At 66.0% G+C, this 20,688-nt stretch carries 17 protein-coding genes; 8 read left to right on the top strand and 9 right to left on the bottom strand.

What is annotated here, in order from left to right; all coding sequences use genetic code 11:
* Positions 1–3 precede the first annotated feature (3 nt).
* The 7 genes from RAC69_RS07345 to RAC69_RS07315 form a co-directional block, all read right to left on the bottom strand.
* Complete coding sequence (locus RAC69_RS07345; protein ID WP_375086186.1) at positions 4–1,191, bottom strand: DegT/DnrJ/EryC1/StrS family aminotransferase; 1,188 nt, start codon at positions 1,189–1,191, stop codon at positions 4–6.
* On the bottom strand, positions 1,188–2,126 hold the full coding sequence (locus RAC69_RS07340; protein ID WP_375086184.1) for an NAD-dependent epimerase/dehydratase family protein: 939 nt from the start codon (positions 2,124–2,126) through the stop codon (positions 1,188–1,190). Before RAC69_RS07340 ends, RAC69_RS07345 begins: the two co-directional genes overlap by 4 nt.
* A gap of 3 nt (positions 2,127–2,129) precedes the next feature.
* The gene (gmd, locus tag RAC69_RS07335; RefSeq protein ID WP_375086183.1) at positions 2,130–3,158 is read right to left on the bottom strand and encodes a GDP-mannose 4,6-dehydratase; all 1,029 of its coding nucleotides are present in this window, start codon (positions 3,156–3,158) and stop codon (positions 2,130–2,132) included.
* A gap of 71 nt (positions 3,159–3,229) precedes the next feature.
* Complete coding sequence (locus RAC69_RS07330; RefSeq protein ID WP_375086182.1) at positions 3,230–4,486, bottom strand: hypothetical protein; 1,257 nt, start codon at positions 4,484–4,486, stop codon at positions 3,230–3,232.
* Positions 4,473–4,883: a DUF2304 family protein gene (locus RAC69_RS07325; RefSeq protein ID WP_375086181.1), complete on the bottom strand. Its 411-nt coding sequence runs from the start codon at positions 4,881–4,883 to the stop codon at positions 4,473–4,475. Before RAC69_RS07325 ends, RAC69_RS07330 begins: the two co-directional genes overlap by 14 nt.
* On the bottom strand, positions 4,880–5,605 hold the full coding sequence (locus tag RAC69_RS07320) for a glycosyltransferase family 2 protein (RefSeq protein WP_375086180.1): 726 nt from the start codon (positions 5,603–5,605) through the stop codon (positions 4,880–4,882). Before RAC69_RS07320 ends, RAC69_RS07325 begins: the two co-directional genes overlap by 4 nt.
* 42 nt (positions 5,606–5,647) lie before the next feature.
* A complete protein-coding gene (locus RAC69_RS07315) occupies positions 5,648–8,386 on the bottom strand; it encodes an LGFP repeat-containing protein (protein WP_375086179.1) in 2,739 nt (912 codons plus the stop codon).
* A gap of 105 nt (positions 8,387–8,491) precedes the next feature.
* On the opposite strand from RAC69_RS07315, the gene rfbA reads away from it, so the two are divergent.
* From rfbA to RAC69_RS07275, 8 genes are all read left to right on the top strand, one after another.
* The gene (rfbA, locus tag RAC69_RS07310; RefSeq protein ID WP_375086178.1) at positions 8,492–9,361 is read left to right on the top strand and encodes a glucose-1-phosphate thymidylyltransferase RfbA; all 870 of its coding nucleotides are present in this window, start codon (positions 8,492–8,494) and stop codon (positions 9,359–9,361) included.
* Positions 9,361–10,359: a dTDP-glucose 4,6-dehydratase gene (gene rfbB, locus RAC69_RS07305; RefSeq protein ID WP_375086176.1), complete on the top strand. Its 999-nt coding sequence runs from the start codon at positions 9,361–9,363 to the stop codon at positions 10,357–10,359. Before rfbA ends, rfbB begins: the two co-directional genes overlap by 1 nt.
* A 5-nt stretch (positions 10,360–10,364) precedes the next feature.
* Positions 10,365–11,780, top strand: coding sequence for a sugar nucleotide-binding protein (locus tag RAC69_RS07300; RefSeq protein ID WP_375086175.1), 1,416 nt, complete (start codon positions 10,365–10,367; stop codon positions 11,778–11,780).
* Positions 11,777–13,918, top strand: coding sequence for an acyltransferase family protein (locus RAC69_RS07295; protein ID WP_375086174.1), 2,142 nt, complete (start codon positions 11,777–11,779; stop codon positions 13,916–13,918). The genes RAC69_RS07300 and RAC69_RS07295 overlap by 4 nt, the downstream gene beginning before the upstream one ends.
* Positions 13,919–13,968: 50 nt before the next feature.
* On the top strand, positions 13,969–16,041 hold the full coding sequence (locus RAC69_RS07290) for an acyltransferase family protein (RefSeq protein ID WP_375086173.1): 2,073 nt from the start codon (positions 13,969–13,971) through the stop codon (positions 16,039–16,041).
* A gap of 105 nt (positions 16,042–16,146) precedes the next feature.
* Positions 16,147–17,283, top strand: a complete 1,137-nt coding sequence (gene glf, locus RAC69_RS07285) for a UDP-galactopyranose mutase (protein ID WP_375086172.1) — start codon at positions 16,147–16,149, stop codon at positions 17,281–17,283.
* A 10-nt stretch (positions 17,284–17,293) separates the two neighbouring features.
* Entirely contained in the window at positions 17,294–18,085 is a 792-nt protein-coding gene (locus tag RAC69_RS07280) for an ABC transporter permease (protein ID WP_375086171.1), read from the top strand.
* A complete protein-coding gene (locus tag RAC69_RS07275) occupies positions 18,085–18,819 on the top strand; it encodes an ABC transporter ATP-binding protein (RefSeq protein WP_375086170.1) in 735 nt (244 codons plus the stop codon). The genes RAC69_RS07280 and RAC69_RS07275 overlap by 1 nt, the downstream gene beginning before the upstream one ends.
* Before the next feature lie 18 nt (positions 18,820–18,837).
* On the opposite strand, the gene RAC69_RS07270 is transcribed toward RAC69_RS07275, so the two are convergent.
* Both RAC69_RS07270 and RAC69_RS07265 read right to left on the bottom strand, forming a co-directional pair.
* Positions 18,838–19,566 carry a cytidylyltransferase domain-containing protein gene (locus RAC69_RS07270; protein WP_375086168.1) on the bottom strand — a complete coding sequence of 243 codons (729 nt, stop codon included), beginning with the start codon at positions 19,564–19,566 and terminating at the stop codon, positions 18,838–18,840.
* Positions 19,563–20,687 (bottom strand): DegT/DnrJ/EryC1/StrS family aminotransferase, encoded by a 1,125-nt coding sequence (locus RAC69_RS07265; protein ID WP_375086167.1) that lies wholly within the window; start codon positions 20,685–20,687, stop codon positions 19,563–19,565. Before RAC69_RS07265 ends, RAC69_RS07270 begins: the two co-directional genes overlap by 4 nt.
* Position 20,688: the final 1 nt, after the last annotated feature.

The following is a 20,688-nucleotide window of genomic DNA, read 5'->3' as shown; positions in this document are numbered from 1 at the left end:
GCGCTACGAGCGCGCTACCCGCTCGACGGTGTCGGCGACGAGGTCGATGCCGTCGCGCACGGGGTAGTGGTGGTTGCCGACGAAGAGCCCGTCTGTGTGGACCTTGTCGGCTGCCGGCAGAGCAGCCGGCACGATGGCATCCAGATGTGCCATGACCGGGTTGCGGGTGAAGTTGCCCGCGACGATCGGACGGGACTCGATCCGCGCCTCGGCGAAGGCCGCAACGAGGTCCGAACGACGACCCGCGAGCGAGCCTTCGAGCACGAGAGAGAAGCCGAACCAGCTGCTCTCCCCTGTCTCCTTCTGGAGTCGCACGGAAGAGATGTCTGCGAAGCGCTCTGCGAAGTATTTCGCGTTCTCGCGGCGACCGGCGATCAGCGCGGGAATCTTCTTGAGCTGCTCGATGCCCAGTGCTCCCTCCATCTCGAGGGGGCGCACGTTGTACCCGGGGAGTACGAAGCGGAACAGGTCGTCCCACGCATTCCCGGTCTTATCGTGCACGTGGTTCTCGTCGGGCAGGTCCCGGGTCCAGCCGTGGGATCGCAGGGAGAGCATCTCCTGGTAGATCTGCTCGTCGTCCGTGAGGATCACACCGCCCTCCATGGTGGCGATGTGGTGCGAGAAGAACGAGCTGAAGGTCCCGACCAGGCCGGCGGTCCCGGCGTTGATCCCGTCGCTGACGGCGCCGAGGGACTCGCAGTTGTCCTCCATCAGGACCAACCCGTGCCGATCGCAGATCTCACGCAGGCGCGTGAAGTCGTTCGGGTTGCCGAGCAGATTGACGGCGAACAGCGCCTTGGTTCTCGGGCCGATCGCCTCCTCGAGCAGGTCCAGGTCGACGTTCAGCGTGTCGATGTCGATATCGACGAACCGAGGGCGGAGCCCGTACTGGGTCAGCGGGTAGTAGGTGGTCGGCCAGGACACGGCGGGAACGAGAACTTCGTCACCGCGATTGAGGTCGATACGGGGATCCAGCACCGCCGCTGCGACGGCGATCAGGTTCGCCGAGCTGCCCGAGTTGACCATCACGCCGTACTCTGCGCCGAAGTGAGCTGCGAATCCCGCCTCGAACTCCTTCACCAGCGGACCCATGGTGAAGCGCCCGCTGTCCGTCACGCGACGGATCGCCGCATACTCGGAATCGTCCCAGGTGGTCGTGGCCAGGGGATAGGCCGGTTCAGCAGAGGTCATCGAAGTTCTCCGTTCGCAATCTGTCTCAGGTAGGAGTCGTAGCACGCGCGCATGCCGTCGGCCATGGAAGTCACGGGGGCCCATCCGTGGGAGCGCGCGATCGTCGAGTCGATAAGACGTTGAGGAACACCGCTCGGCCGGCTGACGTCGAACTTGAGTTCTCCGTCGAAACCGACGATCTCGCATGCGATCTCGTAGAACTGACGGATGCTGTGATCCGTGCCTGCTCCGACGTTCATGGTAGAAGGCCACGCTGCGATGTCGTCGACCGCGGAGACCAGCCAGTCCGCAAGGTCGGGAGCGTAGGTGAACTCGCGTCGCGCGGTCCCGTCGCCCCAGACCGACACGGCGGCCGCGCCGGTCTCCCTGGCCTCGTGCGCTTTGCGGATGGTCGACGCGATGAGGTGCGCTCGATCCGGTGCGAAGGTGTCGCGGGGACCGTACAGGTTCGACGGCAGGATCGAACGGTATGCGAGCCCGGTCTGCTGCGCCGCGTAGCGTACTGCGGTGAGACCGGTGAGCTTCGCGAGACCGTAGCCCTCGTTGGCGGACTCGAGCTCACCTCGGAAAAGCTGCGACTCGTCGATCGGGCTCTGCGCCGCCGCTGGATAGGCGGCGGCGCTGGCCACGTAGACCATCCGAGGAACCCCGTTCGACACGGCGGCGTCGATCACGGCGCGGTCGACGGCGAGGTTGTCGAGCAGGTAGGGAAGGGGGCGCGCGATCTTGTCGGCGATACCGCCGACGACCGCGGCGGCATGGACGATCAGATCGGGTCGCGCGGTGCCTATCGCACGGCTCGTCGCCTCTGCGTCGCGGAGGTCGACGTCCTGACGACGGAGCGCCAGGACGTCATCCTCCGGACGACGGGACGACCACCGCTCCGAGATGCCGGAGCCGAGCATCCCGCCGGCACCGGTGATCAGTACACGCACGTGTCAGCTCTGGACCTGATCGACGTAGTGGCGCCCCTCGACCTCGAGGGTGGCGGCATCCGCATCCACCATGATCTGCGCGAGGCGCGGCGTGAGCACCCTGGGCTCCCAGCCGAGAAGATCCTTGGCGCGACCGTAGTCGCCGATGAGCGCGTCGACCTCCGTCGGGCGCAGGTAGCGCTCGTCGAACTTGACGTACTTCTCCCAATCCAGCCCGACGTGCTCGAACGAGAACCGGAGGAAGTCCTTGACCGTGTACGCGGTGTTCGTCGCGAGAACGTAGTCGGTCGGCTCATCGTGCTGCAGCATGCGCCACATGCCCTCGACGTACTCCGGCGCGTAGCCCCAGTCGCGCACGGAGTCGAGGTTGCCCAGGTAGAGCTCCTTCTGCTCTCCGGCGGCGATGCGGGCGACAGCGCGGGTGATCTTGCGGGTCACGAACGTGCCGCCTCGGCGCGGCGACTCGTGATTGAACAGGATGCCGTTCACCGCGAAGAGATCGTAGGCCTCTCGATAGTTGCGGGTGATCCAGTAGGAGTACACCTTCGCGACACCGTAGGGAGAACGGGGGTAGAACGGGGTCTCCTCGTTCTGCGGCGGCGGCGTGGCTCCGAACATCTCCGAGCTCGACGCCTGGTAGAAGCGGCAGTCGACGTGGGCCGCGCGGATGGCCTCGAGCAGACGGGTGGTCGCGAGGCCCGTGACGTCACCGGTGTACTCCGGCTCATCGAAGCTCACGCGAACGTGCGACTGCGCGGCGAGGTTGTAGACCTCGTGCGGCTGGATCTCGTTGAGCAACGTCACGAGGCGCGACCCGTCGGCGAGGTCCGCGAAGTGCAGGAACAGCCGCTGATCCTCGGACTGCGCCGGCTGGTAGATGTGATCGATCCGCTGCGTGTTGAACGACGATGAACGGCGGATCAAGCCGTGGACCTCATACCCCTTCGAGAGGAGGAGCTCGGCGAGGTAGCTGCCGTCCTGCCCCGTGATTCCGGTGATGAGTGCGCGCTTCGGCGCCAGGCTTTCGGTCATGAAGATTGCTCCTGAATCGGGAGAACGATGGTCTGGCGTGAGCCTCGACCATCTTACCGGAGGGGTCGTCGTCAGACCGGTAGGGCACCGGACGAGTGGGAAGGAGCGTTCCGACCCCTGCCGAGCAGCGCGATGACGTGGGCTGCAAGACCACCTATCGCCGGCACCGTCAGCGCCGTGAGGACCCGGGTGGTGAAATCGACGGGAAGCAGGAGGCACGCGACGGTGAGCGCGGCGGCCACGCCCCAGCCGAGGACATTGGCGACGTGACCGCGGCGCGCGACCAGCGCCGGTCCGGTGACGCACATCAGCGCGACGAGACCCGCGCTGAACACGACGATCGCGATGACAGGGGGGTCGATCTCGAACGACCCCGCCGAGATCAGTTCGATCAGCCAGGGGCCGACGAAGTAGGCCATCGCGGACAGTGCAGCCATGATGGCGATCGCCACCCCGAGCAGGCCGAACAGACGCCGCGTCGACACGGAATCCCGGTCTCGGAAGACCGCCGAGATCAGATAGCTCTGCATCGCTACGACGGGCACGACGATCGGGGCCCTTGTGAGGTTGATGGCCATGAGCAACGCGCCGACGGCTGATGCCGGGACCTTCGCCGAGGTCGCGCCGATGAGCAGAGGAAGACCGGAGATCATGACACCGCTGCACGCCGCTGCGCCCACCGTGCTGAGTACGTTGCGCGACAGCTTCGCGAAGCCGACATCGAGGGCGAACCGGCCGACGACGCCCGGGCGCAGCACCGTCCACGCGAGGGCGAACGACAGACCGAACGGGAACGCGATGCCGAGACCGAGCCACAGAGGGTGAGCTCCCGACGCGAACGCCGCCGCGAGGAGGATGATCCGGAGAACCGCATCGAGCGCGGTGATGAGAGCGACGCCGCGCCAGAGCCGCAGTCCATAGAGAACACCGCTGAGGACGGCGTTGACGAGGTAGCCGACGAACGCGATGCTCAGTACCGCCCCGAGCCCGACGAAGGGGAGGGGCAGAGTGGTCGCTGCCAGCCAGGCAGCCACCCCGAGCGCGACGATGATGACGACGGCGATCGCGCTGAGGGTGAACGAGCGCAGTACCGTGCTCGGCGTGTGATCGCGAGACGGGCGCGCTGCCCGAGCGACCTCCTGCTGCACGCCGGACATCGCCGCGACGCAGAGGTACACGGTCGACCACATCACGGAGAACGAGACGTACGAGGAGCCGTCCAGCAGGCGCGATGCTGCGACCTGGATCACATATCCGAGGATTCCGGCGACAGCCGTCGATAACAGGATCCAGCGGAGCGCGGAGCCCGCGCCGTCAGTGCTCGTCATCCGCGTCGGTCCGCGTCGGAATCCTGTCTGCCGGGGTGGAGCGTGAACCGGTGTCGTCCCGTGCTTCGAGCCTTTCGATCGATGTCCGGAGGATCGCGACCTCCTCGGCCACTCGCCGGATCTCGTCTTCGGCCTGAGACAGTTCCCACGAGAGATGCAGCGTCACGCCGACCAGAAGCACGATCGAGAGAGCGAAGATGAGGTTCGATGGAACGGCAACGCCGAGGAACGCAGACAGTCCGATCAGCAACGACGGGAAGATCGAGAGGATCAGGATCGTGATCCCGATGAGAAGCCACAGGATCGCGTACTTCTCGCGGAGCTGACGGCGCAGAAGCATCACGATGATCAGGGTGACGACGATGAGGGCGAAGGCGATGCCGGCGGCGATGATCATGCCGATGCCTTTCCAGAGCGGCTGCCGCGAAGGAGCGCAAGGGTGAGCGCGAACGTCGTTCGCAGCAGGTACACGGTGGCGCCGAGGGGGTTCTGGCTCGGGCGCCCGTATGCGCGGGGTCGCATCGCGACCGGAACCTGAGTCACGGTGAGGCCCGAGTGCAGAGCGCTGACCAGGGAGTCGACGGTGTCGCCGAGATATTCCGCAGGGTAGTAGCGGACGTACTGGTCGATCGCCCGGCGGTTTGCCGCTCGGAACCCTGAGGTGACATCCGTGAGGCGAGTCCGGCCGACCGTCGACAGAACCGAGGCGAGCATCTTCATGGCCCATCGGCGGGGGCCGCGGGCCTTGTAGTCTCCGACCTCCGCGAAGCGGGCGCCGATCGAGATGTCCGCGTTCTGCAGGCCGTCGAGCACGACGGCGATGTCCTGGGGGTTGTGCTGCCCGTCCGCGTCCACCTGAATCGCGCGGGCGTATCCATGACGCTGGGCGTAGGTGAAGCCCGTGCGCATGGCGCCGCCCACGCCCATATTGAACGGCAGGACGAGCACGTCTGCGCCCGCCTGCCGTGCCTCCTCCGCGGTCCTGTCGGTGGAACCGTCGTCGACCACGACGATGTCGTAGCCCGCATCGAGGCTCAGGATCTCTCGGACCGTGTTGCCGACGTTCTGCTCTTCGTTCCACGCGGGGACGATGATGAGCGTGCGGAGTGAATCGATCATGGCTTCTCGATGATACCGGCCGATGGTGTGCCCACCGTGCGGTCAGCGCACTTCGAAGCTTCCGCTGGGGAGCAGGACGAGAGTGCCGTTCTGGAACTTCTGCGACCACAGCCCACCGACGAGTGCCTCGTTGCCGACCGGCCACCCGAGGGTCCCCTTCTCGGCGCCGCGGCGGATGTACTCGCCGCCGATCGAGCCTTTGACGGTGTAGACCGATCCGCCGGCAGTTGAGTAGATCGCGCCGCCGGTGAAGAGCTGCCGCCAGCCTCCGGAGATCGTGGTCAAGGACTCGGTCGGCCAGCCCAGCACCCCCGCAGGACCGCCGAGCACGGTGTAGCGATCTCTGATGAGCCCGTTCGACTGCCATGTCCCGGTTGTCGGGTTGCTGTACACACCAAATCGCTGGAACTGCTGGCTGCGTCCGCTGCCGATGACGGTCGCGGGGCCGGTCGGTACCCCGGTGACGGTCTCGCCGCCCAACGACACGTACAACTCGTGTACGGCCCCGCTCACGACGCTCGGGGCGTAGGCGTTCGGAACGAAGATCGTGCCGGTATCGAAGCGCTGACGCCAGCCGTTCGTCGTCAGGTTCTCCTTCTCCGCGGGGTAGCCGATGTCGCCGAATGCGTTGTAGCTGCGGGCGACGTTCATGATCCCACCCACGATCGCTCCACTCTTCACGCCGTCCGTGCTGGCGAGAAGCGTGCCTCCGGAGAAGTCCTGGCGCCATCCGTCCGAGGTCTGCACAGGGGCGGCGGTCGGCCACCCGATCCTCGAGGCGATCCCGCCGTTGGCGTCGAGCACCTTGACGATCGGAGTCGGCACGCCGAAGGTTCCGTAGACCGAGTGCAGGATGCGGCCGCCCTCGAAGTCCTGGATCCACCCTCCACCCTGCGTGCGCTCCTTGGCGGTCGGGGCGCCCAAGAAGCTCTTGACTCCACCCGCCGCTGCGTAGTGCGTGCCGATCGCGCCGGTGACGACGTACGCGCCGCCGTTAGGTGTGGCTTTTGCGATGGTCCGAGACCCGAACTGCTGCGAGCTGCGCGATCCGTCGACGACGGCTTCCGCGCTCGGGTAGCCGAAGCTGTCCACGCCGCCCAGTACCGCGAGTTCGGCAGAGAAGCCGGTGACCGAAAACGTTCCGTACGACGAATGGTAGAGGGCGCCACCGGTGAAGCTCTGCGTCCACCCTCCGCCGGGAAGGAGGCGTTCGGCGCCCGACGGCGCGCCGAGCTTGCCCGATCCGCCGCCCAGGGCCGCGTAGGCTTTGCCGAGCGCGCCCTTGACGAGGACGAGCGCCGATCCGCTGCGCTGGATCCATCCCGCGGTGAAGGAGACGTACTGCCCGCGGGAGTCGCTCGTGACCGCCGAGGTCGGGGATCCCATCTGCGAGATCCCACCTGCGCGGTCGTATGCGGTCACGATGTCGGCAGGCAAGGTGAACACGCCCGACGAGTTCGCGAAGATGGAGCCTCCGTCGAAGTCCTGGCGCGAGCCGTCCGCGGTGAGATATGCGCGCGCCTTCGGCCAGCCGAGGGTCCCGAAGACGTTGCGCTGCTTCTCGTGCTCGGCGAACATCGGTGCCGCGATCGCCACCCCGGCGGCGCCCGACTTCGTGTAGATCCGGCCGTTCTCGAAGTCCTGGTACAACCCGCCGGACATGCCGACCTGGTCGCTGGTCGGCCAGCCCAGGCCGCTGCGGAAACCGTTGACTCTTCCGTATTCCGCCTTGAACGCTCCGCGCACGGAGTGGACAGCGGTCGTGCCGATCTTCTGGAAAACGTCGCCTCCAGCGAACGGCTGCGACCAGCCTTCGTTCGGCCAGGTGGTCATCGCCCCGGTGGGCTGGCCCAGTGCGCCGTTGCCTCCACCCTGTGAGCTCCAGTATGTCGCCAAGCCGCCGACCACGTCGTAGCTGACCGAGCCGAACCAGTCGATGAAGTACTGATAGAAGTTGCGGTTGCCGTAGCTGGAGCATCCGTCCCCCGTGCCGTAACCGGCGTTGAGGGCAGCCTGGTTCGGCTGATACGGCGTGTAGTAGTAGAGCGCTGCGGTTGCCACGTTCTCGATGTACACAGGGCCGCGACCGCAGGCGGCGTTCGGGTGGAAGAGAATGTTCCAGGTCTTGCCCGGGGCGTAGTACGTGAAGTAGCGGCCCTCGGCGTAGATCTTCATCTGACGGCCCGCGCCGTAGATCTGGTAGAAGAAGCCGGCATAGGCTGGATCGCACGGTGCGGTGTCCGGACACCCCTGCCCCAGCGCCATGTCGTAGCGCCAGGAGCTCGGCCATGTGTGGGTGACGAGCCCCTGCTCCTTCTGCAGCATGACGATGAAGACCTGGGGGTTGATGCCGCACGACTGCGCCACGCGGTAGATGATGGTCGCGGCGGACTCGTTTCCTGCGCCGCTGTAACCGTTGCAGTACCTGTCTGCGGGCCTGTTCGGAGTGTTCTGACGATAGTCCTTGAGGCAGACGTAGCCGGATTGGCAACTGGCGACCTTGCCGCGGAAGAACGAGTCGATCTGCGCGGCGCTCATCGTCGACGAATTGAAGAACGACGCATCCGAGATGATGTTGCCCGCGCGGAAAAGCGAGAGATTCGCAGTCTTTGCGATCCCGGTCTCCGCCTGCGGGATGCCCGTGACCGCGCCAGCCTGACTAGCGGCGATCGTCGCGCTGGACGCGCTCGCGGGCGCCGCGACGAGAAGCGAAGCCGCGAAGACGATGGCCGCAGCGCTCGAGACGAGACGACGCAGGCGGGTGTGGGATGTGCCGGTCACATGCTCATTGTGGCGGAAAGTGACGAATGTTGCCAGTGTGATTGAAGTGACGCAAGTCACGAGGCATGCCGCAAGCCACCAGGTTACGTATGGCACGATATGGGGGTGAAAGGCATCATTCTCGCCGGCGGCTCCGGAACCCGATTGCACCCGATCACGATCGGCATCTCGAAGCAGCTGATCCCGGTGTACGACAAGCCGATGGTCTACTACCCGCTCTCGACGCTGATGCTGGCGGGAATCAAGGACATCCTCATCATCACAACGCCGCATGATGCCGAGCAGTTCGAGCGCCTCCTCGGTGACGGATCGCAGTTCGGCGTGAACCTGACCTTCGCCCAGCAGCCCTCTCCCGATGGTCTCGCGCAGGCGTTCGTGATCGGCGCGGATTTCATCGGCGACGACAGCGTGGCTCTGGTCCTCGGGGACAATCTCCTCTACGGCCCCGGTCTCGGTACACAGCTCAAGCGATACACCGACGTCGAGGGCGGAGCAGTGTTCGCGTACTGGGTCGCTGAGCCGAGCGCCTACGGGGTCGTCGAATTCGACGCGGACGGCAAAGCTGTGTCGCTGGAGGAGAAACCGGCCCGGCCGAAGAGCAACTTCGCCGTGCCCGGACTCTACTTCTATGACAACGACGTGGTCGAGATCGCGCGTGGCCTCCAGCCGAGCACCCGCGGGGAGTACGAGATCACCGACGTGAACCGCGCGTATCTCGAGCGGGGCAGTCTTCAGGTCGAAGTGCTGCCGCGCGGGACAGCATGGCTGGACACCGGGACGTTCGATCAGATGTCGGATGCCGGTGACTACGTCCGCACGATGGAGCGCCGCACGGGGCTGCGCATCGGCGTACCGGAGGAGGTCGCCTGGCGTCAGGGCTTCCTGACCGACGAGCAGCTGCGAGAGCGCGCCGAGAAACTCGTCAAGTCCGGCTACGGCACATACCTGCTCGAGACCCTGGAGAGAGGTCGTTGATGTCGAACATCCTCGTCACCGGCGGCGCCGGCTTCATCGGATCCAACTTCGTGCACTACGTGGTTGCGAACACCGATCACACGGTCACAGTGCTCGACGCCCTCACGTACGCCGGTAACCGCGCCTCCCTCGCGGGGCTGCCCGAGGACCGAGTCCGCTTCGTGCACGGCGACATCACCGACGCGGAGCTCGTGGACCGTCTGACGGCCGAGGCGGATGCCGTCGTGCACTACGCGGCGGAGTCGCACAACGACAACTCGCTGCACAGCCCGAGACCGTTCCTCGACACGAACATCATCGGGACCTACACCCTGCTCGAAGCGGCCAGGAAGCACGAGACGCGCTTCCACCACATCTCGACGGACGAGGTGTACGGCGATCTCGAGCTCGACGACCCGGAGCGTTTCACCGAGCAGACGCCGTACAACCCGTCGTCTCCCTATTCGTCGACCAAGGCCGGGAGCGACCTGCTCGTGCGCGCGTGGGTTCGCTCTTTCGGTGTACAGGCGACGATCTCGAATTGCTCGAACAACTACGGTCCTTACCAGCACGTCGAGAAGTTCATCCCGCGTCAGATCACGAACGTCATCCGCGGCATCCGACCCAAGCTCTACGGAGCGGGGGAGAACGTGCGCGACTGGATCCATGCGAACGATCACTCCTCCGCGGTGCTGACGATCATGGAGAAGGGACGTATCGGCGACACCTATCTGATCGGCGCCGACGGCGAACGCAATAACAAGCAGGTCGTCGAGTTGATCCTGAAGGAGATGGGGCAGCCCCGCGACGCCTACGATCATGTGACGGACCGGGCCGGGCACGACCTGCGGTACGCGATCGACTCGACTAAGCTCCGGACCGAGCTCGGATGGACCCCTCGGTTTGCCGATTTCGAATCGGGACTCGCCGCCACGATCGCGTGGTATCGGGACAACGAGGAGTGGTGGGCGCCCTCCAAGGATCAGACCGAGGCCTTCTACGCCTCGAAGGGACAGTGACCGACGTGGGCGAAATCGACTTCGGGAAGTCGCTGAGCAGGACCGAGACGTCGATCCCGGGCCTGGTGGTGTTCGACCTTCCCGTGCACGGTGACTCCCGCGGCTGGTTCAAGGAGAACTGGCAGCGCGAGAAGATGACGGCCGCGGGTCTCCCCGACTTCGGGCCCGTGCAGAACAACGTCTCGTTCAACGACGCCGTGGGTACGACCCGCGGGATCCACGCCGAGCCCTGGGACAAGTGGGTGTCGGTCGCCACCGGACGCATCTTCGGAGCGTGGGTCGACCTTCGTGATGGTCCCTCGTTCGGTGCGGTCTTCACGACAGAGCTCGACGCTTCCAAAGCGATCTTCGTGCCTCGCGGCGTGGGCAACTCCTATCAGACGCTCGAGCCGGACACCGCCTACACCTACCTGGTCAACGACCACTGGTCACCGGATGCGACCTACTCGTTCCTGAATCTCGCCGATGAGACTGCGGCCATCGCCTGGCCCATCCCGCTGACCGATGCAGAGGTCTCGGCGAAAGACCTCGCCCACCCGCGTCTGGACGATGTGGAGCCGGTTGCACCGCGGAAGACGCTCGTCCTCGGCGCCGCCGGTCAGCTCGGCACCGCTCTCCGCGCCGAGCTCGCGGGGCTCGACCACGTGGAGTGGGCGACGCGCGCCGACCTCGATCTCGCGTCCGCCGATCTCGCCTCAGCTCGACGCTGGCGCGACTACGAGACCATCATCAACGCCGCTGCCTATACCGCGGTCGACCTCGCCGAGACCTCCGAGGGACGGGTCGACGCATGGGCCGCGAACGCTTCCGGGCCCGCGGGGCTTGCACGGATAGCCGCCGCCAACGGCATCAGCCTCGTCCATGTGTCGAGCGACTACGTGTTCGACGGCGCCTCCGACCGTGCCTACCGCGAGGACGATCCGTTGTGCCCCCTCGGTGTCTACGGGCAGACGAAGGCCGCCGGCGACATCGCCGCATCGACCGTCCCGCGTCACTACATCGTCCGCACCTCTTGGGTGATCGGCGACGGTGACAACTTCGTCAGGACCATGGCGTCGCTCGCCTCTCGGGGGATAGACCCGAAGGTGGTCGACGACCAGCGTGGTCGACTCACGTTCGCCTCGCAGATCGCCGGTTTCATCAGACATCTCCTCGAGAAGCGCCCCACCTTCGGCGTCTACAACCTCACGTCGGACGGCGACGCCGTGACATGGGCGGACGTCGCGCGACGCGTGTTCGAGCTGACGGGACATGACCCTGCGCGAGTGACCGGTGTGTCCACGGAGGACTACTTCGCCGCGGCGACAGCGCCCGTGGCCCCGCGTCCGAGAAACAGCGTGCTCGACCTCACTCGCGCACGAGAGAGTGGATTCGCAGCCGAGGTCGGAGACACGTTGCTGCGGGAGTACCTCGCTTCGTGAGCACAGTGGCCCACGAACAGGGGCGGTCGGTCGGAACCAAGGATCGCAAGGTCTTCCGTACCGATATCCAGGCCCTGCGTGCTCTCGCGATCGGACTCGTCGTCCTCAACCATCTGTGGCCGTTGAGGCTCACCGGCGGGTACGTCGGTGTCGACGTGTTCTTCGTCATCTCCGGCTTCCTCATCACCGGTCATCTCACCGGCGAGATCGCCCGAACAGGGGGAGTGCGGCTCGGGGCCTTCTACGCGCGCCGGATCCGTCGTCTGCTTCCTGCGGCATTCCTGGTTCTCGTCGTGTCCCTCGTTCTCGCAGCTGTCTTCCTTCCGTACCCGCGGTGGGGACGCAACGTCTGGGAGATCGTTGCCAGCGCCGGGTACGTCGAGAACTGGTTCCTCGCGGCCATGTCCGTCAACTACTCCGCCCTCAACGACGCGGCGAGCCTCGTCCAGCATTACTGGTCGCTCTCCGTGGAGGAGCAGTTCTACATCATCTGGCCCGTGCTTCTGATCGCGGCGGTCCTCCTCGCTCGCCGGGCACGTTCGCTCACCCGGCGTGGCATCAGATCGCGATCCACCGCGGCGATCTTCATGGTGGTGATCGTCGTGGGAGCGCTCTCGCTCGTCTCGAGCATCGTCTACACCCTGGTCGCGCCCTCTCAGGCGTACTTCGCGACGTTTACGAGAGGGTGGGAATTCGCGGTGGGGGGCGCAATCGCTCTGCTGGGAGCGAAAATACCGCTGCATCGTCTCGCGGCCAACCTTCTCAGCCTCGTCGGGTTCGGCCTCATCGCTTACTCGGCCGTGACATTCGATCACACGACGTCATTTCCGGGGTACGCGGCGCTGGTCCCCGTACTCGGAACGGCCTTGGTTATCCTCGCTGGCAACCATGGTGCTGCTCTGTGGCACTCGCGCATCACCGCGCTTCGCCCCGTTCAATGGGTGGGCGGAGTGTCTTACTCGTTGTATCTCTGGCATTGGCCGCTGATAGTCATCGCCCCGTTCGTCTTGGCCGCGGAAGCCTCTACCGTTTCGAAGTTCGCTGTCCTCGGAGTCGCGCTCGTGCTTGCGGCACTGACGAAGCGGTTCGTCGAGGACGCTGGTCAGCGGTGGAGTTACTGGAAGGGGTCCACTGCGCGGGCGCTCGCACTCATGATCATCGGACTGATGACGATCGGCGCACTGGCCGCTGCTCTCCTCACCTGGTACAACGCGCGAGTCGAGGCGGACAGGCCGCCCGACGAAGTCGTCGCGGTCTCGTGCGAGGGGCCGCTGGCGCTCGCGCCGGGAGCCGACTGCGACGATCCGTTCGGAGCCGCACACTACTCCGTCATGACGGACCGCAATCTCTACTCCTACACGCCCCCCGAGTGCGGAGAGTTCCTCCCGATCCTCGAGTACGGCGAGAAGAAGACCACGATGGAGTGCGACTTCTCGGGCGGAGCGCAGAATCCTACGCGCGTGTGGTTGGTCGGCGATTCCCACGCTCAGCAATGGCAGGGGGCGGTCTTCGATATGGCCCGCGAGCGGGACTGGATCGTCACGACCAGCTACTTCGGCGGCTGCCCCGTGGCCGACGTCACGTTCGTGGGCTTCCGTGGAGCCTGGGCGCCGGCTGACGCGCGCCTCTGCGAGGCATGGTCGCATGACCTCTCGGAGACCATCGTCGAGGAGTCACCCGATCTCGTCATCACCGCAATGGCATCCCGGCAGCAGACCGTGGACGACGGCAGCGGCGCGCCGTCCGCGGAGCAGATGAAGCGAGGGCTGTCGAGTTACTGGCGGTCCTGGGCTGCGGTCGGGACAAGGGTGCTCGCGGTCGCCGATCCGCCGTGGAACGGAGAGGTGCGCTCGCCTGATTGCGTGCTGCTCAACGCCGAGGATCCGCTCGTGTGTGCACGTCCGCGCGCTCAGGCCCAGCCGCCTGATCCGGTCGTCGCGGCCGCTGGCGATTCCGGATCGCCGCTGATCGCATCGGTGGATCTGACGACCTCGTTCTGCGACGATGAATCGTGCTACGCAGTCGTCGGCGGCGTGCCCGTCTACTACGACGCCGACCATCTCAATCTCGAATACGTGCGGATGCTCAAGCCTCGTCTCGAAGAGGCGGTCGACGGCTTGCTCAGTGCGACCGGTTAAGCTGTTCGAAGCCACCCCTCGACGAGGTGCGAGCCCGCACCGGCCATGTGATGATGACACTCCCGACGCGCAGACGAACACATCGGGACGCGACCGTTATGCACGAGCAGGCCGAATACCGCGCTGATATCGATGGCTTGAGGGCGCTCGCGGTTCTCTTGATCGTCGTCTATCACGTCTGGCTCGGCCGGGTGTCCGGTGGCGTGGACGTGTTCCTCATGGTGTCGGCATTCTTCCTCACCGGCTCCTTCGCCCGGCGAATCCAGGACGATCGCCCTCTCGCGCTCGCGACTTTCTGGGCGCGGAGGTTCCTTCGCCTCGTGCCGGCGGCCACGGCCACAGTTCTGCTGACCCTCGGCGTGGTGGCCGCCGCTTATCCGCGCACAGAGTGGACGCGCGCGTGGTCGGAGGCGTGGTCCAGTCTCTTCTATGTCGAGAACTGGGCCCTGGCGTTCTCCGGTGTCGACTATTACGCCCGCGATGCGGTCGTCCCGAGCCCTTTCCAGCATTTCTGGTCGCTCTCCGTGCAGGGGCAGGTGTTCCTTCTCTGGCCTGTGCTGATCGGTGCGGTGTGGCTTCTCTTCCGTCAACGTCGCAGAATGATCCTCCCCGCGTTGGCGATAGTGTTCTCCGCCGTGTTCGCGCTCTCGCTCGTCCACTCGATCTCGTTGACCTCGGAGTCGCAGGTGTTCGCGTACTTCGACACAGGTGCTCGCCTCTGGGAGTTCGCAGCCGGTTCGCTCGTCGCGCTGGCTGTGCCGCACGTGCGCTTGCGTCCGACAGTGGCTGCTGTCGGAGGATGGGTGGGCCTGGCGGGAATCGCTGTGTGCGGGCTGGTTCTGGACGTGCAGGGCGGGTTCCCCGGATACCTCGCCCTCTGGCCGGTGGTGTGCACGGCGCTCGTGATCATAGGCGGACGGGACAACCCTCGCGGCGGACCTGGGGCGCTTCTCGCCTCACGGCCGCTGCGGGCGGTCGCACGAAACTCTTACGCTCTATATCTCGTACACTGGCCGGTGCTGATCACCTGGATGACGATATCCGGCCGCCCGGTTCCGGGCGTGGTCGCCGGAGCCGGAATCCTCGTGCTCTCTGCAGTCCTGGCAGGGTGCCTGACTCGAATCGTCGAGAGGCCGGCCTGGGATCTCGGCACCGTCCGCGGCGGACGTCGTCTGCCGTTCCTGCTCATCGGCACAGCCACGCTGACCGTCGCCGTCCCGCTCTCCGCTTGGCAGGGGACTCACCTGCACCAGACCACCGCCCAACTCGAGGCTACGACCGACTCCTATCCGGGTGCCGCGCATCTCGACCACCCAGAGATCGATATCGCCTCCGCACCTCTGCATCCCTCGGCGACCTCGCTCGAGTCCGAGTGGGTCGAGCTCGACACTCAATGTTCCGGGCGGCTGCGTCCATCGGCTCCCGTGCTCGATGGGAGCTGTGTGCAGACGTCGCGCGCACACGAGGTCGACGCCCCGCGAGTGCTCGTCATCGGCGATTCACACGCGCAGCAGCTCATGTCCCCCCTCAAGATCGTCGCGGCGCAAGAGGCGTGGGAGCTCGTGGCGCTGCTCAAGGGAGGGTGCGCGCTCGGAATCGGAGCTCCGTCCTGGTCTTCGCCGGGACCCCCGTGCGATGAGTGGCGGGTCGCTGCGATGCAGTACGTCGAACAGATCCGGCCCGACGTCGTCTACCTGGTCGTGACTCGCGCGAGCCCGACTTCGACGGAAGTTCTGATCGAGGGTGTTCCAGAGATCGCCGAGAATCTGATCGCCGAGGGCATCGCGGTGATCGCCGTCCGTGACAACCCGCGGTTCGACTTCGACATGTACGCCTGCGTGAATGCGGCGATCGATGCGCAGAAAGACCCGCAGCAGTGCGCCGTCGACGACATCGGGCAGGAGGGGGAACGCTCTTTCGCGGAGTTCGTTGCGTCCGACGGCATCATCGGTGTGGACTTCCGTCCGTGGCTGTGCCCGGAGGGGACCTGCTACGGGGTGATCGGCAACGTCGCGATCTACATCGACGACAATCACACGTCGGATGCGTACGGGCGTACTCTCGCTCCCATGCTCGCCCGGATGCTGGATCTCGGAGACGGGGGGCGTGCCGACTCGAGCTGACGGCGCCCGACAGATTCGCAGAAGAAGCTGCCGGTAGAGTGGTGTGTCGTGTGTGCCGCGGCCAGCCCGCGCGTCTCTGAGCCTCCTCGGGCAGAAAGCAGCAATATGGATCTCCTCGTCGTCGGATCGGGCTTCTTCGGCCTCACCATCGCAGAGCGGGCGGCTGAAGCCGGCCGCAAGGTCACGGTCATCGACCGTCGGCACCACATCGGCGGGAACGCCTACAGCGAGGCGGAGCCGGAGACGGGCATCGAGGTCCACCGCTACGGAGCGCACCTGTTCCACACGTCGAACGCCACGGTCTGGGAGTACGTCAACCGCTTCACGTCGTTCACGAACTACGTTCACCGCGTATACACGACCCACAAGGGCACCGTGTTCCCCATGCCGGTCAACCTCGGCACCATCAACCAGTTCTTCCAGGCGGCGTACACGCCCGACCAGGCCCGTGCGCTCGTCAAGGAGCAGGCGGGGGAGTTCGACGTCAGCAACGCCACCAACTTCGAGGAGAAGGGCATCGCGCTCGTCGGGCGCCCGCTGTTCGAGGCCTTCTTCCGCGACTACACGGCCAAGCAGTGGCAGACCGACCCGCAGAAGCTCTCCGGCGACATCATCAGCCGTCTGCCCGTGCGGTACACGTACGACAACCGCTACTTCAACGACACGTGGGAGGGTCTGCCGACCGACGGGTACACCGCGTGGCTCGAGCGCATGGCCGACCACCCCAACATCGAGGTCAAGCTCGACGTCGACTACTTCGACGAGTCGCAGCCGCTCAACAAGCGCGCCACCGTCGGTCAGCTCCCGATCGTCTACACGGGCCCCGTCGACCGCTACTTCGACTACGCGGAGGGCGCTCTGAGCTGGCGCACGCTCGACTTCGAACAGGAGGTCCTCAACGTGGGCGACTTCCAGGGCACGAGCGTCATGAACTACCCGGACATGGACGTCCCGTATACGCGCATCCACGAGTTCAAGCACTTCCACCCCGAGCGCAAGGACGTCTACAACTCGGACAAGACGGTCATCATGCGCGAGTTCTCCCGGTTCGCGAACCGCGAGGACGAGCCGTACTACCCGGTGAACACGCCGACCGATCGCGACGGACTGCTGGCCTACCGCGAGCTCGCAAAGGGCGAGCAGGGCGTCCATTTCGGCGGCCGCCTCGGCACGTACCAGTACCTCGACATGCACATGGCGATCGGCTCGGCGCTGTCGATGTGGAACAACTCGCTCGCCTAGACTCGACACTGTGAGTCACGATGCTGTCGGGGCGCCGGGAACGCCCCGACGTTATCTGCATTCGCTGTGGCTGCTGTCCGCCCGCGACCTGAAGGTCCGGTACGCGACGAGCTTCCTCGGCTACCTGTGGTCGGTGCTCGACCCCCTGGTGATGAGCGCGATCTACTGGTTCGTCTTCACCCAGGTCTTCCACCGGAGTGTGGGGGAGGACCCGTACATCGTCTTCCTCATCGTGGCGCTACTGCCCTGGGTGTGGTTCAACAGCTCGGTGTCAGACTTCACGCGTGCCTTCCGCAAGGATTCGCGGCTCGTGAGGTCGACCGCGATCCCTCGGTCGATCTGGGTCAACCGCATCGTCCTGAGCAAGGGCATCGAGTTCCTCTTCTCGATGCCGGTCCTCGTGCTCTTCGCGGTGTTCAGCGGGGCGACGGTCAGCTGGTCGCTCCTGTGGTTCCCCGTGGCGGTCATCATGCAGGTCGTGCTCCTCGTCGGGCTCGGACTTCTCGTCGCGCCACTGTGCGTGTTGTACACCGATCTCGAGCGCACCACGGCGCTCGTCCTCCGGGCGCTGTTCTACGCCTCGCCCGTGATCTACAGCTTCCGCGACCTGCCTGACCCGTTCCACATCATCGGCGCCTTCAATCCGCTCGCGGGGATCTTCACCCTCTACCGGGTCGGATTCTTCCCGGAGCTCTGGGATCCGGTGCCCGTGGCGATCAGCGCGATGATGTGTGTCGTCATCCTGGTCCTGGGGATCTGGACCTTCCGCGCGCTGGAACGACCCGTGCTGAAGGAGCTGTGATGTCGACGGCCATCGAGGTATCAGGGCTCGGCGTCCGCTTTCGTCGCAACAGGCGGGGACGCCGCAGCTTCAAGGACATGTTCTCGGGAGCGTCCCGACGCTCGCGCCCCGGTGAGTTCTGGGCGCTGCGGGACGTCACCTTCTCGGTGCAGGCGGGTGAGTCGATCGGGGTCGTCGGCCGCAACGGCCAAGGCAAGTCGACCCTTCTGCGTCTCGTCGCAGGCGTCTTGCTGTGCGACGAGGGGTCGGTGAAGGTCAACGGTGGCGTCGCGCCGCTGATCGAGATCACCGGCGGGTTCGTCGGCGATCTGACGGTCCGGGAGAACGTGCGCCTCACCGCCGGACTGCACGGCATGTCCAAGGCGGAGGTGACGCGCCGGTACGACGACATCATCGCGTTCGCCGAGCTTCGCGGGTTCGAGGACACCCCGTACAAGCACTTGTCCAACGGTATGAAGGTCCGCTTGGCGTTCTCGGTGGTCTCGCAGCTCGACGAGCCCATCCTGCTCGTGGACGAGGTGCTCGCGGTCGGCGACAAGGCGTTCCGCGACAAGTGCTACAAGCGCATCGACGAACTGCTCGCCGAGGGCCGCACGCTGTTCTTCGTGAGCCACAACGAACGAGACCTCCGCCGATTCTGCACGCGCGGGCTCTATCTCGACAAGGGGACGCTCGTCCTCGACGCACCCATCGCCGACGTCCTCGACCGCTACAACGCCGACTACAACTCGTAGGCGGCTGCTGGCAGCGTGCTACTCGCCGAGCTTCTTCTGCTCCACGTCGGCGTTCACCGCCACCAGTTCCGGATGCTGATCGAGGACGGCGATCAGCGCGTCGGCGTCCAACGACGCGGCGTCGTGCTCCTCGATCAGCGCCCGGATCACGGTGAGGTCGTCCGCGGTGTCGAGTGTGACGCGATACCGCGAGGCGTCTGGGGAGCGCGTGATCGCATGCAGGGTCGCGCGCCCCGTGCGGTTGGCGTAGAGATAGGGGGTGACGTGCTCGCGATCAGCGGGCTCCGTCGCCTCCCGCTGTGCCTCGGCGAGTGCCGCGGCAGAGAAGACCTCGACATCGAGGCCACGCGGATAGGTGCGATCGAGGACGTTAGAGACGTGGGCGTCGGGGTCGTCGATCTGCACGAAGCGGCGCACGGCCTCCGTGATCACGGCGGGGTCCAGCAGGGGGCAGTCGGAGGTCACCCTGACGACGACGTCCAGCCCGGCTTCCGCCGCCGCCCCCGCGAAGCGGCTCAGCACATCGTTCTCGCTGCCACGGAACACCGCGACGTCCCTGGCCCGAGCGAGCGACACGATCGGCTCATCCGAAGCATTGGTGGTCGTGGCGACGATCACCGGCAGAGCGGTCGCGAGGAGGCGATCGAGGTGGAAGTCCAGCAGCGGCCGGCCTGCCGCCGTCAGCATCACCTTGCCGGGGAGGCGCGTGCTCGTCATCCGCGCCTGGGTGATGATGCCGACCTTCATCGAAGCGCCTGGACGAGCGCGTCCACGACGGAGTCGACCTGCGCGTCGGTGAGCTCGGGGTGGATCGGGAGCGACAGCTCCTCCCGGTAGAAGGCCTCGGCGTTCGGACACATTCCGCGACGGTAACCCGCGTCGGCGTAGACCGGGTGCCAGTACACGGGCATGTAGTTCACCTGTACTCCGATGCCGTTCGCCCGCATGCGCTCGAAGACCTCGCGGCGTCGTCCGTCGAGGATCCGCACCGGGTAGAGGTGCCGCATCGGATCCACATCAGCCCGTTGCACGGGTGTCCGAACGCCGTCGATGTCGGAGAGCGCGTCATCGTAGCGACTGGTGATCTGAGCCCGGCGCCGCTTGAACGCGTCGAGACGGGCGAGTTGCGAGAGGCCGAGTGCGCTCGCGATGTCGGTGAGCCGGTAGTTCACTCCGAACTCGTGCACCTCCTGGTGCCAGGGGCCCTCATCGACGATCTGGAAGCGCTCGGGATCGCGCACCAGCCCGATGAAGTGAAACTCGTGCGCGCGCTGGGCAAGCTGTGGGTCCTTCGCGATGAGGGCGCCGCCCTCGCCCGTGGTGAGGTTCTTGGTCGGGAAGAAGGACAGCGCGGTGAGGTCGGCGAGATCGCCCACCGGCCGGCCCTTGTACGTGCTGCCGATCGAGTGCGCCGCGTCGTCGAGGACGAGGGCGCCGACGCGCGCAGCTGTCGCGTTCAGCGGGTCGTAGTCAGCAGGATGGCCGGCGTAGTCGACGGCGGCGATGACGCGGGTCCTCTCGTCGGCGAGTGCGTCGACGGCGAGCGGATCGATCAGCGCGGTGTCCTCTTCGACGTCGGCGAACACGATGCGGGCTCCGAGCATCGACGCGGTGGCCGTCGTCGCCACGAAGGTCATGGGGGTCGAGATCACCGCGTCTCCGGCCGCGATCCCGGCTGCGGCATAGGCCATGTGGAGGGCAGCCGTACCGGAGGTCGCTGACACCGCGCGGTGACCGCCCGCGATCTCACCCAGCCTCGCTTCGAACGCCGCCACGGCCGGGCCGGTGGTGAGCCAGTCACCGCGGAGGACCTCGACCACCGCTTCGATGTCGTCCTCTGAGATCGACTGCCTCCCGTACGGCAGCACC

The organism is Microbacterium sp. LS_15, from assembly GCF_041954735.1.
Taxonomy (GTDB): domain Bacteria; phylum Actinomycetota; class Actinomycetes; order Actinomycetales; family Microbacteriaceae; genus Microbacterium.
The sequence above is the reverse complement of the archived record's forward strand: the minus strand, read 5'-3'. Positions and strand labels throughout refer to the sequence as shown.